This is a genomic window from Anaeromyxobacter sp. Red801, from assembly GCF_049201065.2.
Lineage (GTDB): Bacteria > Myxococcota > Myxococcia > Myxococcales > Anaeromyxobacteraceae > Anaeromyxobacter.
Window position 1 is genome coordinate 157,884 of record NZ_CM181236.1, and the last position, 17,058, is coordinate 174,941.

Here is a 17,058-nt window from a genome sequence, read left to right on the forward strand (position 1 = left end):
AGGGAACACCCAGGGTCCCGATCGCCCTCATCGGCGTCGGGTGTGTGCTTCCGGGCGCAGGCAGCGTCGAGGCGTTCTGGGACGCCATGCAGGCCGGCCGCGATGCGTTCGAGCCGCTCGCCGGCGGGGCGTGGGAGTGGGAGCGGCTCGGGCTCGGCCGGCTCCCGTCGGCCGCGCAGGTGACGGGGTTCCGTCCCGACTGGCGCGCCTTCCGGATGCCGCCGGCGGACGCCGAGGCGATGAACCCGGGGCAGCTGCAGGTGCTGGAGGCGGGGCGCCAGGCGCTGGCCGCCGTGAAGGCGCTGCCGCGCGAGCGCACCGGCGTGTGGCTCGGCGCGACGGGCCTGGGCTGGCGGCCGGACACCGGGCTCCGCGTCCGGCTCGACGCGCTCGCCGCGGCGGTGCGCGAGGCCGCGGGCGACGCAGGCGTGCCCGCGGCCGCGGCCGAGGCGGCGCTCGCGTCCGCACGCACCTCGCTCGAGGCGCGGCTCCGGCCGGCCAGCGAGGAGCCGGTGGTGAACTCGGCGGCCAGCATCGCGGCCGGGCGCGTGGGGATGCTGCTCGACCTGCGCGGCCCGCACGCGGCGGTGGACGCCGGCTTCGCGTCGGGCCTCGCCGCGCTGGACGTGGCGGCGCGCGCGCTCCGCGACGGGACGGTGGACTGCGCGCTGTTCGGCGCCGCAAGCGAGCTGCTCTCGCCCGCCGAGCTGGTGGCGCTCTCGCGCATGGGCGTGCTCTCCGCCGACCGCCCGCGCCCGTTCGACGCCGCCGCCGACGGGACGCTGCCGGGCGAGGGCGCGGTGATGTTCGCCGCGAAGCGGCTCGACGACGCGCTCCGCGACGGCGATCGCGTCCTGGCCGTGGTGCTCGGCGTGGCCGGCGCCTGCGACGGTGCCGCCGCGTCGCCGCTCGCGCCGCACCCGGACGGCCTCGCGCTCGCCATCCGCAGGGCGCACGAGGAGGGCGCGGTCGATCCCGCCTCCGTCGGCTTCGTGGAGTGCCACGCGACCGGCACGCCGCGCGGCGACGCGACCGAGCTCGCCGCGCTGGCGCAGGGCTACCGCGGCGTCCCCGGCCCGGTGGCCATCGGCTCGGCCAAGGCGCACGTGGGCCACCTGCGCGGCGCGAGCGCCGCGGTGGGCATGCTGCGCGCGGTGCTGGCGCTCCAGCACGGGGTGGTCCCGCCGCAGGCCGGGTTCTCCCGCCCGCACCCGGACCTCCGCCTCGAGGAGACCGCGTTCGAGGTGCCTCGCGCGCCCGCGCCGCTCCGCCCGCGCGCCGGCTGCGACGCCGCGCGCGCCGCGGTGAGCGCGGTGTCGCTCGGCGGCCTCGCCTACCACGCGGTGCTCGCCGCCCCGGCTCCCGCGCCGGCCACCTCCGTCGCGGCGTGGCGCGCGCCGGCCGAGCCCGTGCCGCTGGCGGTGGTCGGCCTGGGCGCGACGCTCCCCGGCGCCGAGGACGTCCCGGCGTTCTGGAAGGCGCTGCAGGACGGCCGCTCGTCGATCCGCGACGTCCCGGAGAGCCGCTGGGACGCGTCGCGCTACTGCGACCCGGACGCCGCGCGGCTGGAGCGCAGCTACACGCGGCTCGGCGGCTTCACCGACGCGCCCGCGCAGGCGGAGGCGCGCTGGCGCATCCCGCCCGCCGCGCGCGAGGCGGTGGACCCGGCGCACCTGCTCGCGCTGCGCGTGGCCGAGGAGGCGGTCGCGGACGCGGGCCTGGAGCGCGGGGCCTGGGATCGCGGCCGCACCGGCGTGTTCCTCGGGTTCATGGCGTGCCAGGGGCGCAAGCTCCTCGCCGAGGTGCGCTTCCACCTGGCGCGCCTCGCCGCCGAGGTGGAGGCCGCGGCGCCGGCCGCCGGGCTCACCGGCCCGCAGGCGCGCGCGCTGCTCGAGGCCGCGCGCGCCCGGGTGGAGCGCGAGCTGCCCCCGCTCTCGGAGGACGCGCTGCCCGGCTGGCTCGGCAGCGTGATGGCCGCGCGGATCGCGCGCCGCTTCGACCTGCGCGGCCCGCAGCTCACGGTCGAGTCGGCCTGCGCCTCCACGCTCGCCGCGCTGCAGGCGGCGGTGCAGGCGCTGCGGGACGGCACCTGCGACACCGCGCTGGTGGGCGGCGTGTGGGCCGACATGCAGCCCGAGTTCTACGTGGGGTGCTGCCGGTTCAACGCGCTCTCCGCCACCGGGAGCACGCCGTTCGACGCGCGCGCCGACGGGTTCGTGCCGGGCGAGGGCGCGGGCGTCCTGGTGCTGCGCCGGCTCGCCGACGCCGAGCGCGACGGGCAGCGCGTCCACGCGCTGGTGCGCGCGGTGGGCGCGTCCAGCGACGGCAAGGGCAAGTCGGTGTTCGCGCCGTCGCTGGAGGGCGAGGCGCTCGCGATGCGCCGCGCGCTGGAGGCGGGCGGGATCGACCCCGCGCTGGTGGACTACGTCGAGTGCCACGGCACCGGCACCGCCCTCGGCGACCGGACCGAGGTCGAGGCCTGCGTGCGCGCCTACGGGCGCGGCCGGGCCCGGCCGCTCCGCATCGGCTCGGTGAAGTCCAACATCGGCCACCTGCTCGGCGCGGCCGGCGCCCCGGCGCTGCTGAAGGCGGTGCTGTCGGTCCGCGAGGGCCTGCTGCCGCCGTCCATCGAGGTCGAGCGGCCCAACCCGGCCATCGACTTCACCGCCGGGCCGGTCGAGGTGGTCACGCGCGCCGAGCGCTGGACCGCGCCGGAGGGCGCGCCCCGGCGGGCGGGCGTCTCCGGCTTCGGCCTGGGCGGCACGAACGTGCACGCGCTCGTGGAGGAGTACCGCCCCGGCGCGCCGGCCCGGGTCGCGCCGGTCGCGCAGCCTTCTCCCTGCGTGAAAACGCCGGCCCCCGCGCTCGCGGCCGCGCCGCTCGCCGCGCGGCCGCTCGCCATCGCCATCGCCGCCGCCGGCGCGGAGGACGCGGCCGGCTGCGCCGCGGCGCTGGAGCGGCTCGCGGGCGCGCTCCGCGACGCGGGCCCCGGCGACTACCTCGAGGCGCTCCGGGCCTCGCGGCGGGCGGCCTCGGACGCGCCGTTCCGCGTCGCGGTGGTGGCGGCCGATCCGGCCGCGCTCGCCGCGCGCGCCGCGCACCTCTCCCGCGCGGTGCGCGCCGGGCTCGACCTCGGGCTGCTCCGCGCCCAGGGCGTGCACGCGGCGGACGCGCGCGCGCCGGCGCAGGTGGCGGTCACGTTCCCGGGCCAGGGCCCGCAGTACCCGAACATGCTGCGCGACGCGCTCGCCGCGTTCCCGTCGCTGGGCGGGACGCTCGACGCCGCCGACCGCGCCTACCAGGCGCTGTGCGGGCGGCCGCTGCGGCCGTCGTTCTTCACCGACCGGCCCGACGCGTACGCGCAGAGCGACGAGGACATCCACTGCGCGGTGTTCGTGGTGAACGTGGCGCTCCACCGGCTGCTCGTCCGCCACGGCCTCGCGCCGCGGGCGCTCATGGGCCAGAGCGCGGGCGAGCTCGCCGCGCTGGTGGCGGCCGGCGCCATGTCGCTGGAGGACGGGCTCGCGGTGGTCCGCGAGCGCACGCTCTCGGTGCTGGCGCTCACCGGCGACGACCCCGGCAAGATGGTCGCGCTCACCTGCGGCGCCGGGCGCGCCGCGCGGCTCACCGCCGGGCTCCCCGGCTACGCCGCGCTCGCCGCCGACAACGGCCCCGGCGCCTGCATCGTGTCCTGCGATCGCCGCGCCATGCCGGAGCTGCTCCGGCGGGCGTCCGACGAGGGCGTGGAGGCCGCCGTGCTGGCGGTCTCGCACGGCTACCACTCGCAGCTCATCGCCGGGGCGCAGCCGCGCTACCTGCGCCTGCTCCGGACCATCCCGTTCCGCGCGCCGGAGGTGGAGATCGTCTCCACCGTCACCGGGCGCAGCCTCGCCGAGGTCCCGCCGGAGCGCTTCCCCGAGCACCTCGCCAGCCAGTTCGTCGAGCCGGTGCGGCTCCGGCCCGCGGTCGAGGCGCTCCACGCGCGCGGCGTGCGGCTGTTCGTGGAGTGCGGGCCCAAGTGGCCGCTCACCACCTTCGTCGGGCAGATCCTCGGGGACCGCCCGCACGTCGCGCACGCCACGCTTCACCCCAAGGTCGGCGAGGTCGAGCAGCTCCAGCGCGCGCTCGCCTGCCTGTTCGTCCACGGCGCTGCAGTCCTGGAGGAGGACCCCGCGATGAGCACCCCGTCCCGCAGCACCCCCGAGCTCCGGCCCGCGCCGCAGGGCCCCGGCGTGGCCCCGTCCGCGGAGGCGATGCCGGCCTACGTGGCGACGCTGCTGCGCGGCATCCGCGACCTCATCGACGGCGTGCTCGCCGGGGCGGCGCCGGAGCAGGTGGCGCTCGCGGCCCCGGTGGCCGCCGCCGCGCCTGCGCCGGTCGAGGCGCCGGCCGTCGAGGTGGCGCGCACCCCGGCCGTGGCGGCGGTGGCCGCGGTCGCGCCCGTTCCCGCGCCGGCCGTCGCGCCCGTGCCCGCGCCGGTCGCCGCGCCCGCCGCGGCCCCTGCCGCCGGCGCGGAGGAGGTCCGCGGCGCGCTGGTGGCGGAGTACGCGCGGCGCACCGGCTACCCCGAGGAGATGCTCGACCCTGAGCTCGACCTCGAGGCCGAGCTCGGCATCGACACGGTGAAGCAGGTCGCGGTGCTGGCCGCGGTGCGCGAGCGCCTCGGCGTCCCGCCGGATCCGGCGTTCAAGCTCCGCGACGCGAACACCATCGCGAAGGCGACCGCGTGGCTCGCCGCCCGGGTGCAGGCCGCGCGCGGCGGCGCCGCGCCCGCCGTGGCGCCCGTCGTCCCGGCCGCGCCGGCGCCGAAGCCGGTCGCCCCGGCGGCCGCGCCCACGGCCGCGCTGCCGCCGCCGCCCCCGAACGCGCTCGGCCGTGCCGCCCCGGCGCGCCTCTCGCTCGAGGCCGCCCGCGAGCAGGTGCGCGCGGCCATCGTGGAGGAGCTGGTGAAGCGGACCGGCTACCCGGAGGAGATGCTCGACGCCGACCTCGACCTCGAGGCCGAGCTGGGCATCGACACCGTCAAGCAGGTGGCGGTGCTCGCCGCCGCGCGCGAGCGCTTCGGCCTGCCGCCCGACCCCGGCTTCAAGCTCCGCGACGCGAACACCATCCGCAAGGCGGCCGACGCGCTCGCGCGCCGCCTCGCGCCCGCCGATCCGGACGGCCCCGGCGGCGGTCCCCGCCCGCCCGGCGGCGGCGCCCCCCGGCCCACCGCCGCGCCGCTCGCGGCCGCCGCGCACGCCGTGCACGCCGCGGCGCGGGTCGACGCGCCCGGCGTGAACGACGCCCGCGGGCCGGCGGTGGCCGCCTCGCGCCGCCTGCTGGAGGCGCTGCTCGGCGCCGCCGGCGAGGGCGTCCGCGAGGTCGCGCACCTCGAGCTGCGCGCCTCCGGCGAGGCGGCCCCCGCGCGCGAGCCGCTCGTGGACGTGGCGCACGCCACCGACGGCGCGCTCCGCCTGCGCGCCATCCTGGGCGAGAGCGAGGCCGAGGCCACGGTGCGGGTGGGCGCGCCCGGGCCGGTCGCCGAGGCGCCGGCCGAGATCCTGCGTGCCATCGCGCCGGAGCGGCGCGGGCGGGCCGCGAGCGGGCCGGAGCTGCGCGACGCGCTCGCGCCGGTGCTCGGCGCGGCCGACGGCGTGCTCGCCTGGGCGCGCTCCGACGGGTTCATGGTCGCGGCCGGCGGGGCGGACGCCGGGGACGGCGACGAGGTCGAGCGGCTGGCGGCGGCGCTCGCCGCGGCGGGAGAGCTCGCGTCGTTCGCCTGGCTCGGCGTGACCGGGGTGTCGCACGCGGTCTGCTCGGTGGAGCGGGTGCGCGTGCACGCGGCGCCGGCGCCGGGCGCGTCCTTCGAGCTCCACGTGAAGATGGTCGCGCCGGAGGGCGGGCTGTGGCGCGCCGACGTGACGGTGGTGGCGGGCGAGGCGCTCGTGGCCGAGCTGCGCGGCGTGTGCGGCCGCCCGGTCGCGACCGGCGCCGCCGTCGGGCCCATCGGCGAGGCGGCCGAGCGCGCGTGGCGGCGGTACAGCCGGCGCGTCGGCCACGGCCGGGCCAGCGAGGGCGTGGCGTGAGCCAGGGCGCGCGCATCGCGGTGGTGGGGATGGGGTGCCGGCTCGCCGGCGCCTCGGGCCTGGAGGCGCTCTGGGCGCGGCTCTCGGCGCGGCGGCCCGCGCCGTTCGCGCGCGTGCCGGCGGCGCGCTTCGACCCGGTGGCGTTCGGCCCAGAGGCGTTCGGCCCGGAGGCGGGCGCGCTGCTGGGTGGGCGGGCGCCGCGCGCGGCGCTCCTCGACGACGTGCCGCTCGACTGGCGCGCGCTCCGCGTCCCGCCGCTCCAGGTGGAGCGGCTGCACCTCGCCGAGAAGCTCGCGCTCCAGACCATGGCCGAGGCGCTCGCCGACGCCGGCATGAAGCCCGGCGCCGCGCCGGTGGAGCGCGGGCAGATCCGCATCGCCGCCACCACGCTCGGCCCCGACCCGCGCACCGACCCGATGCGGCGCATCCGCCGCAACCGCCTCGCCATCCCCATCGGCGACGCGCTGGCGCGCGAGGCGCCGGATCGCCGCGAGCTGGCGCTCGCCATCCTGGATCGCGTGGTGGACCTGGCCTGCCCGGCCATCGAGCCCGACTCGCTCTTCACCTCGGCGAGCATCGTGGCCGGCCGGGCCGCCAACCTGTTCGACTTCCGCGGCGGCCACGCGGCGGTGGACGTGGGCAGCGCGTCCTCGCTCGCCGCGCTGTGGGAGTCGGTGGAGGCGCTCCGGCGCGGGGAGTGCGACGTCGCGGTGGTGTGCGCGGTGTCGCCGCTCGTGACGCCCTCGGTGCTGCTCTCGCTCGCGCACCGCGGCGAGCTGGCGGACGACGTGCCGCGGCCGTTCGACCCCGGCGCGGCGGGCACGCTGCCGGGGGAGGGCGCCGCCGCGCTGGTGCTCCGGCGCGAGGACGACGCCGCCGGCGCGCGGGTGTACGCGCTGGTGGAGCGGCTCGGCGCCGCCGCCGAGCCGGGCGCCCGGGATCCGGGCGCGCTGGCGCGCTGCGTGGAGCGGGCGGCCCGCGCCGCGGTGGAGGGCATCGGGCCGGCCGAGGTGGACGCGGTGGTGTCGCGCGCCGCCGGCCTCGCCAGCGACGCCGGCGAGGCGGCCGGGCTCGCCGCCGCCTACCGCGCACGGAAGGCGCCGGTGCCGACGCGCTCGTGCGTGCCCTCGACGGGCTTCCTCCAGGGCGCGACCGGGATGGTGGCGCTCGTGGAGGCCGCGCTCGCGCTGCACCACGGCGGCTCGCCGGCGTCCCCCGCGACCGCCGGCGCGCCCGCGCCGCGCCGCATCGGCGTGAGCGACGGCGGCCCCGAGCCGGTCGCCTACCACGCGGTGCTGGCCGCGCCCGGCGCGCCCCGGCCGGCCGCGGACGCCTCGCGCCCGCGCCGCCGGCGCGACGAGCAGGGCTACGCCATCGTGGGCGTGGGGCTGGTGGTCCCGGGCGCGAACGGCGTGGACGCCTACTGGCGCAACGTGCTCGACCACGCCGACCCGGTGCTCGACCTGCCGCGCTCGCGGTTCGACGTGGACGCCCTGGTGGGCGCGAACGCCGAGCTGGCGCACGCGTTCCGCACCCGGCTCGCCGCCCCGGTGTCGCCGCCGCCGTTCCGGCCCGAGCGCTACGGGATCGACCCCGAGGACGCGCGGGCGCTGGACGGCGCGGTGCCCATCTCGCTGCTCGCCGCGGAGCAGGCGCTCGCCGACGCCGGCTGGGAGGCCGCCCGCGCGCGCGGCCTGCGCGGCCAGGCGGTGTTCGGGCAGCTCTCGCTCCGCGCCCGCGAGGCGGCGGTCGAGACCCGCGTCGCGTTCGGGAACACGCTCGCGCTCGCCGAGGACGCGATGCGCGAGGCGGGGCTCGACGAGGCCTGCATCGCCGGGGTGGTGGCCCGCGCCCGCGCCGTGTTCGACGCGCGCGGCGAGGCCCGCTGGCCCCAGGCGCTCGCCGCCACCTCCGGCTACGCCCTCACCGCGCGGGTGGCCGCGGCCTTCGGGCTGGGCGGCATCCCGCTCACCGTGGACGCGGCCTGCGCCTCGTCGCTCGCGGCGGTGGCGGCCGGCTGCGAGGCGCTGGCGCGCGGGGAGGTGGACGTCGCGCTGGCCGGCGGCGTGGCCTACAACCTGGTGCCCGAGTACTACGTGGCGCTCGGGCTGCTCGGCGCGCTCTCGCCGCGCGGCGGCCTGCCCTTCCACGTGGACGCCGAGGGCTTCGTGCCGGCGGAGGGGGCCGGCGCCGTGGCGCTGAAGCGCCTCGCCGACGCCCGGGCCGACGGCGACCGCATCTACGCCGTGGTCCGCGGCCACGGGATCTCGAGCGACGGCCGCGGGCTCTCCATCTACTCGCCCAGCACCAGCGGCCAGCAGCTCGCGCTGCGCCGCGCGCTGGCGCACGCGCGGGTGCGGCCCGAGACGGTGGACCTGCTCGAGTCGCACGGCCCGGCCACCCGGCTCGGCGACCGCACCGAGGTCGCCACCTACGCGGCCGTCTACGGCGGCCTGCCGCGCGCGACGCCGCTCGTGCTCTCCGCCTCGAAGTCGCAGGTGGGCCACACCACCAGCGCGGCCGGGCTCATCGCGCTGGTGCGCGCCTCGCTGGCGCTGCACCGCCGCGTGCTGCCGCCCTCGAACGCCACCCGCGACCTCGACGCCGAGCTGCACCTCGAGGCCATCCCGGCGGAGCTGGCCACCGAGGCCCGCCCCTGGCCCGCGACCGCCGGCCACCCGCGCCGGGCAGCGGTGAGCACGTTCGGCATGGCCGGCGTGAACCACCACGTGATCCTGGAGGAGGCGGCGCCCGCGGCCGCCGCGGGCCCGGCGGTGATCCCGCCCGGCGACGGCCTCTCCGCCGACCGGCTGGTGCCGGAGGCGGTGCCCGTGGCGCTGCCGGCGCGGCCTCCGCGCCTCTCGCTCGCGGGCCGGCGCGCGCTGGTGGTCGGCCCGGCCGGCGGCCCGGCGGACGCCATCGCGGCGGTGCTGCGGGCCCGCGGCGCCTCGGCCGCCTCCGCGACGCCGGCGGCGGTGGATGCCGTCCTCGCGTCGCTCGGCGCGCCCGACGTGCTGGTGGACCTGACCGCGTTCGGCGCGCCGGCGCGGCTCGACCTGTCCGCGGACGGCGCCGCCATCGCCGCCGCGGCCCGCGCGGCGGCCGACGCGTCCTACGCGCTGGTGCGCCGGATCTACGACGCGCTCCTGGCCTCCACCCCGGCGCGGCCCGGCGTGTACGCGGCCGTGACCTCGATGGGCGGCACGATCGGCCTCGGCGCGGCCGCGGGGGATCCCTCCGGCGCGTTCCAGCACGGCCTCGCGCTGGCGCTGAAGCAGGAGGTGCCCGGGGCGCTGGTGAAGGCGCTCGACTTCGCGCCGGCGGTGGACGCCGCCGACCTGGCGCGCGCGCTCGTCGCCGAGCTCGAGGACGGGAACGAGCGGGTGCAGGTGGGCTTCGCCGGCGGCCGCCGGGCCGTGGTGGCGCTGCGCCAGGCGCCGCTCGACGCCGCGGCGCCGGTGCGGCGCGAGATCGGCGCGGGCGACGTGCTCCTGTTCTCGGGGGGCGGGCGCGGCGTGGTGTTCGAGTGCGCCTGCGCGATCGCGCGGCTCGGGGCCAAGGTGGTCGTCACGGGCCGCACGCCGCCGCCGGATCCCGCGCTCCCCCACCTCGCCATGGACGACCGCGCCTTCGCCGAGTTCCGGCGCCGCGAGATCGTCCGCCGCCGCGGCGAGCCGGGCCTGACGCCCGTCCGCTTCGCGCGCGAGATGGACGCGCTGGCGCGGGACCGCGAGCTGCACCGCAACCTGGAGCGCGCGCAGCGCGAGGGGCTCGCGCTCGAGTACGCGGTCTGCGACGTGACCGACCCGGCCTCGGTGCGGGCGGTGGTCGAGGACGTCCGCGCGCGGCACGGCGCCATCACGGTGCTGGGCCACGGGGCCATGGTGGAGCGGTCCGCCAGCGTGCCCGGCAAGACCGACGCGGACGTGGCGCGGGTGCTCGACTCCAAGGTGGCCGGGCTCCTGCACCTCCTCGACGCCACGCGCGCGGACCCGCTCCGCGCGGTGGTGGCGTTCGGCTCCGGGGTGGCGCGCTTCGGCAACCGCGGGCAGACCGACTACGCCGGCGCGAACGCGCTCGTGGCCGCGCTGCTGCCGGCGTGGATGGCGCGGCGCGGCCGGCCGGTCCACTGCGTCACCATCGACTGGCCGGCCTGGCGCGAGATCGGCTGGGCCGCCGCCAACCCGGACATCGCCGCCGGGCTCGACGCCATGGGCGTCACCTCCATCTCGCCGGAGGAGGGGCGCTACTGGTTCGTCTCCGAGCTGCGCGCCGGCGACGCGCCCGAGACGCTGCTCGTCTCCGAGCGCATGCTGCACGCCTGGCCGTTCCTGGGAGCGGCCGCCGACGGCGCGCGCCCGGTGGCGCTGCTCGACGACGGCGGCGTCCCGCTGGTGCGCAGCGCCTCGCCGCTGGTGGACGCGGCCGGGCCGCGGCCGGGCGGCGGCCTGGTGGCGCGGACGCAGCTCCGGGCCGACGCGCCGTTCCTGGCGCAGCACCGGGTGGACGGTCGGCCCATCCTGCCGGGCGCGTTCGCGCTGGAGCTGCTCGCGGAGGCGGCGGCGCTGTGGCGGCCCGGCGAGCGGGTCGCGGAGGTGACCGGGTTCCGCATCGAGGCGCCGGTGGGGCTGGCCCGCGCCGCGCTCGACGTGCGCGCGGTGGTCGAGCCCGGGGAGGGCGGCGTCCTCGCGGTGCGGCTCGTCTCGAGCCTGCCCATCGCGCTGCCCGGCGGGAGCGAGCGCGTCCACGCGCGCGCGCTGGTGCGCCTCGACGCCGGGGCGGCGGAGGCGCGGCGGCACGCGCTCCCGGAGAGCGACGGGCTGGTGCGGGCGCGCTCGTTCTACCGGCTCTCGCGCGATCCGGTGGAGCTCGGGCCGCTGTTCTGCCGGGTGCGCTGGCTGGAGCTGCTGGGCGGCGCGGCGCGGGCGACGGTGGAGCCGGCCGACCTGCGCGCCGCCATCCCGGGCGTGCGGGCGCCGGCGTTCCGGATCGACCCGCTGCTCCTCGACGCGGCGTTCCAGGTGGCGGGCAGCCTGGAGGGCTACGGCGAGGGCTGGGTGTGCGTGCCCATCGCGGTGGAGCGGCTGCGCGCCGGGCGCGCGCTCCGCGCCGGCGAGCGGGCCCGGGTCGAGGCGCGCCGGACGGCGGAGGACGCGCCGCGCGTGTTCTACGACCTCGTGGTCGCGGGCGAGGACGGCGAGGAGCTGCTCGAGGTGACCGGGCTGGAGCTCCGCCGCATCGCCGCGGTCGAGGTCGCCGCATGACCGCGGCCGCGGGGGACGCCGCGCCGGTGATCGCGTTCCGCCCCGTGGCCGGGGCGGAGCCGGCGCTGGCGAGGCTCCCCGCGGCGGAGCGCGCGCTGCTCCCGCCGGCGGCCACCGCGCGGCGCCGGCTCGAGTTCGCGGCCGGGCGCGCGGCGGCCCGGGCCGCGGTGGGCCGGCTGCTGCGGGATCCGGGCGCGTGCGCGGCGGTGCTGCGCGACGCGTCGGCCGGGACGGCGCAGCCGGTGGCGCTCGACGCCCGCGGCGCGCGCCTCCCCGCGTACGTCTCCATCACGCACACCGAGGGCGTCGCCGCGGCGGCGGCGTTCGGCGCGCCGGTGGGGGTGGACCTGGTGCGGGTGGAGGCGCTCGACGGCGCGTTCCACCGCGAGGCGTTCTGGCCGGAGGAGCTGCGCGCCTTCGAGCGGGCGCTGGGCGAGCCCCGGGCCGGCTTCGCCGCCTGCGCCGCGTTCGGCGCGAAGGAGGCGGTGGTGAAGTGGCTCGGGACCGGGCTCACCGTCCCGCTGCGCGCGGTGCGCCTCTCCCTCGGCCCGCCCGCGCCGCCGGAGCGGCTGGGCGGGCTGCGCGCGCGCCGGTTCGCGCTGGCGCTGGAGGGCCCGGTCCGCGCCGCGCTCCGCGCGTGGATCGGGGCGGCCGGGCCCTACCTGCTGGTGGCGGTGACCGCGGACGCGCCCGCCGAGCCCGCCGATCCGCTCAGAAGCGCCTGAACTCCTTCTCCAGCGCCCCGTCCGTCTTCCCGTTCACGCGGCCCGGCGCGCTCGGGGCAAGTGCGGCGGCGGCCGCGGGCGAGGGCTGCGTCAGCCGCGGGGCCGCCATGGGCGGGCGCGGGCGGGCCGGGGCGTGGGCCTCGCGGACCCGGAAGAACGCCACGAGCTGCTGGAGCGCCTCGGCCTGCGAGGACATCTCCTCGGCGGTGGACGACAGCTCCTCGGCGGCGGAGGCGTTCCGCTGCGTGACCTGGTCCACCACGCCCATGGCCTTGGTGACCTGGCGGACGCCGGTGGACTGCTCGCGCGACGCGGCCGCCACCTCCTGCACCAGGTCGGAGGTCTTGCGGATCGCCGGCACCAGCTCGGCGATGAGCGCCCCGGAGCGCTCCGCGACCTCCACCGACGAGCCGGCCAGCGCGCCGATCTCCCCGGCCGACTTCTGCGCCCGCTCCGCCAGCTTGCGGACCTCGGTGGCCACCACCGCGAAGCCGCGGCCGTGCTCGCCGGCGCGCGCCGCCTCGATGGCCGCGTTCAGCGCGAGCAGGTTGGTCTGGTAGGCGATCTCCTCGATGATCGAGATCTTCTCGGCGATGGTGCGCATCGCCTCCACGCTGCGCTTCACCGCCTCGCCGCTCTCCTGCGCGTTCCGGGCGCCCTCCAGCGCCATCGTCTCGGTCTGGCGGCTGTTCTCGGCGTTCTGGGTGATCGACGCGCTCATCTCCTCGAGCGAGGAGGTGGTCTCCTCCACCGACGCGGCCTGCTCGCCGGTGCCCTGCGAGACGTTCTGCGCCGTGGCGGAGAGCTGCTGGGACGCGGAGGTGAGGGCGTCGGTGCTGCCGCGCACCTCGCCGATCACCTCGGCCAGCTTCTCGGTCATGGCCTGCATCGCCTGCTCGAGCTGGCCGATCTCGTCGCGACCGGTCACCTCGACCTCCTCGCGCAGGTCGCCGCGCGCGATGCGCTCGGCGTGGACCACCGTGGCGCGCAGCGGGACGGTGATGCTGCGGGTGAGCGTCACGCTCGCGAGGATCACGAGCGTGCCCGCGAGCGTGAGCCCCGCGTAGATCCAGAGCCGCACCACGGCCGCGTCGGCCTGGGCGGCCGCGGCGGCCTCGCGCACGCGCTCGGTCTCGAGCCCGGCCAGGCGCTGCCAGGCGCCCTGGAGGTCCGCGCGCGCCGCGATCACCTGCTGCAGGTCGGTCGCGCGCACCGGGTCGTCGGGCTGGCCCAGCGTGCGCCGGGCGCGCGCGGCCGCGTCGCGGAGCCGGGCGCCGGCGGCCTCCGCCTGGCCCACCAGCGCGCGCTCCTCCGCGTCGAGCGGCATGGCCGCGAGCGCGCGCGCCGCGGCGGCGTCCTCGTCGAGGAGCCGGTCGAGCTGCGAGAGCGGCGGCGCGCGGTGCGCGTCGTCGGGGGCCGCGATCGCCTGCGCGAGCAGCCCGCCGGCGTCGCCGGTGGCGAGCGCGGCGCGCTGGGCCAGGACGTCGCGGTCGAGCGCAGCGGCCGAGACCTCGGCGACGCGGTCGGTCACCCGGGCGAGCGCGTAGAGCAGCGCGACCGCCACGAAGACCGCGATGATCATGTACAGGCTGAAGCTCGCCGTGAGCCGCGTGGCGATCTTCGCGTTGCGAAGTGTCGACATCTGACGTTCTCCCACCCTCTGCGCCGCGCCCTCGCGGCGTCGCCGGACGAACTCGGACCGACGGTCCAGGTGACGCACGGTGCAATCGGCGCGCCCCCGGACCGAGGGACGCGGCGTGCCCGCGCGGAAGGCAGCCCGCCCGCGCGCCGCTTGACCCCGGTCACCGGTCCAGTGGCCCGGCCGGCGCCGCTGCGCGCAGGGGAGGTCGGGCGGGCCATGGCCCCGTGACGAGCGGTGCGTGCTGCGCCGCGCGGAGACGACCTCTCGGCACATCGGATCATCCCGATTTCGGGGGTCTCGCTCGTTGACCCTGGGTCCGCGGCGCCGTCACCCGGAAGCCGGAGAGTCCCGGCCGACCCGAAACACCCCCGGTGACGGTCGTTTACGCTCGGTGACGCGTACCCTCCGCGAAGGCCGGACCGGCTCGGGGCAAGGTCACGGTGACCCGGAGTGCAGACCCTGCGGTCCCTCCAGGAGGGTCGGCACGTTCCCCGCAGGGGCGGCCCCGGGGTTCGACCAACCAGGGAGAGTCAACGATGACCGGCAACAGGTGGATCGTCGCCGCGGCGCTCGCGCTGTGGGCGTCGCAGGCAGGGGCGGTGAACGGGATGCGCATGATCGGCTTCGGGCCGGTGCAGAGCGCGATGGGCGGCGCGTCGGTGGGCCTCCCGCTCGACGCGGCCACCGTGATCACCAACCCGGCGGGCCTGTCGCTGCTGGACGGCCGGGTGGACTTCGGGATCACCGTCCTCGACGCCGACGTGCGCTACCGCGCGGTCGGGGCCGCCTCGGGGCAGGAGCAGACCTCGTCGCGCCGCCCGACGCTCATCCCGGGCTTCGGCCTGGTGGTCCCGCTCGGCGATCGGATCACGTTCGGCCTGGGCGGCTACGGCATCGCCGGGCTCGGCGTGGACTACCCGCAGGACCTGCTGGGCGGCAGGCTGTACACGTCCTACTCGCAGCTCCGGCTCGCGCCCGGCGTGTCCTACGAGGTGACGCCCCAGCTCTCGCTCGGCGTCACCGCGAACATCATGTACGCGACGCTCGAGTACTCCGCCGGCGGCGGGCTCGGGCTGCAGCCGCGCGACGGCGCCATCTCCTACGGCGGCGGCTTCACGGTCGGCGCCGCGTGGCGGCCCGTCGAGTGGCTCACCGCCGGCCTCGCCTACGAGAGCCGCGGCTGGTTCCAGGACTTCCAGTACGAGGTCCCGGCGCACACCATCGTGGTGGACCCGGCCACGGGGACGACCGCGAACGTCGGGCCGGGCGTCGAGAAGCTCGAGCTGGATCAGCCCGACCTGCTGACCTTCGGCGTGGGCGTGCGGCCGGTGGCGGGGCTCGCCGTCGCCGCCGACGTGCAGTGGATCCGCTGGTCGCAGACGAACGGCCGCAACCAGCCGCGCCTCCAGACCGACCCGGCGCTCACCGGCGGCATGCAGCTCGACCTCGACTGGTCGGACCAGTGGGTGCTGAAGGTCGGCGCCGAGTACGCCGCGGCGAGCTGGCTGAAGCTCCGCGCCGGCTACGACTACGGCAAGAGCCCGCTGAACGCCGACCGCGCGCTCGAGAACCTGGCCTTCCCGGCGGTCCTCGAGCACCACGTCACCGCGGGCGTGGGCCTCGAGCTCGGCCGCACCTCGGTGCACGTGGGTGGGACCTACGCGCCCGAGGGCAAGCAGACCGGCTCGAACCTCGCGCAGGGGATCGCCGCGTACGAGACCACGTTCACCGCGTGGACGCTCGACGTCGGGGTGTCCCACCGCTTCTAGCGGGTCTGTGCTCGGGCCGGGGGCGCGGCGGCACGGGCCGCCCCCCGGTCCGTCACGCGTGCGCGCGCGCCCGCGGCGTGGCCCGCTCGCGGGCGGCGGCGGGCGCCTCCAGCGGCAGCGTCGTCTCCACGTGCAGCCGCTCCACCGAGACGCCGGCCAGCGCCAGCGCGGCCTGCTCGGCGTCCTTGTCCGACTTGAGCACGCGGCCGCGCGTCTTCTCCCTCAGCGCCGCGAACAGCGTGCGGGCCGGCATGGGCCACTCGCGCCGGCGCGCCACGCCCTCGTCGAGCGGGATGAAGGCGGTGAGGTTGCGGCCGGACATCAGCTCCAGCCCGGGGCGCGAGGTCGCGTTGTGGCTGGCGTGGTGGCCGACCTTGTAGAACGTGACGCGCCGGAGCAGGTCCTCGCCGGTCACCGTGCGGCGGCGCCCGTGCTCGTCCACCGCGAACGTCACCTCCGGCCAGCTCAGCCAGCTCCCGAGCTGCGCGTCGCCGGGGAACAGCAGCACCTCGTCCCCGGCCTCGATCGCGAGCACGAGGCTGGTGTTGTTGGTCGCGTTGTCGAGCTGGAGCGCCAGCTCCGCCGCGGCCCCCAGCGTCGCCTCGTCGATGCGGCGCCACGGCTCGGCCTCGTACGCGGCCGCGACGCCGCCCAGGGCGCCCGCCCGCTCGAGCGGCACCCCGAGCGCCGCGTCGAAGGGCTGCACCGGCCCGCCCGCCGCCGGCCCCCCGGGCGCGCCCGGCAGCTCGACGCCCAGCACGGCGGCGAGCTCGTACAGGTCCGGCGAGCCGTGGCTGCCCAGCTGCCGGATGGCGGCCTCGTCGCGCGGCGGGCCGAGGACGTAGACGCGCACGCCCGGGGCCCAGGCCGGCTCCAGCACGTCGCCCGGCGACAGGTACCGCGGGCCGCGCCGCGAGAGCCCGAGCGCCGAGCGCATCATCGCGTCGATGGTCTTCTTCAGGCCGTCGCCCTTCGCGGCGGCCCCGAGCGACGCGCCGCGCTCGTCCGGCAGGAAGCCGTTGAACGCCATGAGATCGCGCACGCCGGCCTGGAGCACGCCCAGCAGCCCGTCGCGGGGCGCGGCGTCGAGCGCCGACGCGGCCTGCGCCGCGGCGGTGAAGAGGTCGCCCCGGTAGCGCTGGAGCGCGCGCGCCAGCGGATCGGTCGGATCCTCGGTCCAGGCCACCCAGGCCTCGCCGGCGGTGACGCCGGCGTCGGCCAGCGCCGGGAAGCCGGAGAGGTGGTCGGCGTGCTCGTGCGTCGCCACCACCGCGGCGAGCCGGCCGCCGGTCACCTCGGCGAGGTCCCGCACCACCTCCTTCATCGGGACGCCGTCCCCCCGCCCCACCGTGCCGATGTCCACGAGCACATGGGCCTCGTCGGCCGTGTCCGGCTGGAACGTGAGCAGGAAGCAGTCGCCCAGGCCGGTCCGGTACATGCGCACCCGCACCCGCGGCGCGCCGTCCTCGCGCCCGCCGCGGTGTGCGGCGCGCTCCACCGCCTCGTTGCGCACGGCGCGCCCGCCGTCCGCGCGGCGCCCGCCGCCCTTCGCCGCCGTCGCCTTCCGGTTCGCTCGCATGGCCTCTCCTC

Annotated in this window: 6 protein-coding genes; 4 read left to right on the forward strand and 2 right to left on the reverse strand. The window is 78.9% G+C overall.

The window, feature by feature from the left end; genetic code table 11:
• The first annotated feature begins 44 nt into the window (after window positions 1–44).
• Genes ACOQFB_RS00795 through ACOQFB_RS00805 form a run of 3 tightly spaced genes read left to right on the forward strand, consistent with a single transcriptional unit; the run spans window position 45 to window position 12,057 of the window.
• Window positions 45–6,068 (forward strand): beta-ketoacyl synthase N-terminal-like domain-containing protein, encoded by a 6,024-nt coding sequence (locus ACOQFB_RS00795; RefSeq protein WP_494492405.1) that lies wholly within the window; start codon window positions 45–47, stop codon window positions 6,066–6,068.
• Window positions 6,065–11,332 (forward strand): SDR family NAD(P)-dependent oxidoreductase, encoded by a 5,268-nt coding sequence (locus tag ACOQFB_RS00800; protein ID WP_421609206.1) that lies wholly within the window; start codon window positions 6,065–6,067, stop codon window positions 11,330–11,332. The genes ACOQFB_RS00795 and ACOQFB_RS00800 overlap by 4 nt, the downstream gene beginning before the upstream one ends.
• A complete protein-coding gene (locus tag ACOQFB_RS00805; protein ID WP_421609207.1) occupies window positions 11,329–12,057 on the forward strand; it encodes a 4'-phosphopantetheinyl transferase superfamily protein in 729 nt (242 codons plus the stop codon). Before ACOQFB_RS00800 ends, ACOQFB_RS00805 begins: the two co-directional genes overlap by 4 nt.
• On the opposite strand, the gene ACOQFB_RS00810 is transcribed toward ACOQFB_RS00805, so the two are convergent.
• Window positions 12,044–13,699 carry a methyl-accepting chemotaxis protein gene (locus ACOQFB_RS00810; RefSeq protein ID WP_421609208.1) on the reverse strand — a complete coding sequence of 552 codons (1,656 nt, stop codon included), beginning with the start codon at window positions 13,697–13,699 and terminating at the stop codon, window positions 12,044–12,046. The two genes, ACOQFB_RS00805 and ACOQFB_RS00810, sit on opposite strands and share 14 nt — an antisense overlap.
• A 536-nt stretch (window positions 13,700–14,235) precedes the next feature.
• On the opposite strand from ACOQFB_RS00810, the gene ACOQFB_RS00815 reads away from it, so the two are divergent.
• Window positions 14,236–15,468 (forward strand): OmpP1/FadL family transporter, encoded by a 1,233-nt coding sequence (locus tag ACOQFB_RS00815; RefSeq protein ID WP_421609209.1) that lies wholly within the window; start codon window positions 14,236–14,238, stop codon window positions 15,466–15,468.
• A gap of 52 nt (window positions 15,469–15,520) precedes the next feature.
• On the opposite strand, the gene ACOQFB_RS00820 is transcribed toward ACOQFB_RS00815, so the two are convergent.
• Window positions 15,521–17,047, reverse strand: coding sequence for an MBL fold metallo-hydrolase (locus ACOQFB_RS00820; protein WP_421609210.1), 1,527 nt, complete (start codon window positions 17,045–17,047; stop codon window positions 15,521–15,523).
• Window positions 17,048–17,058: the final 11 nt, after the last annotated feature.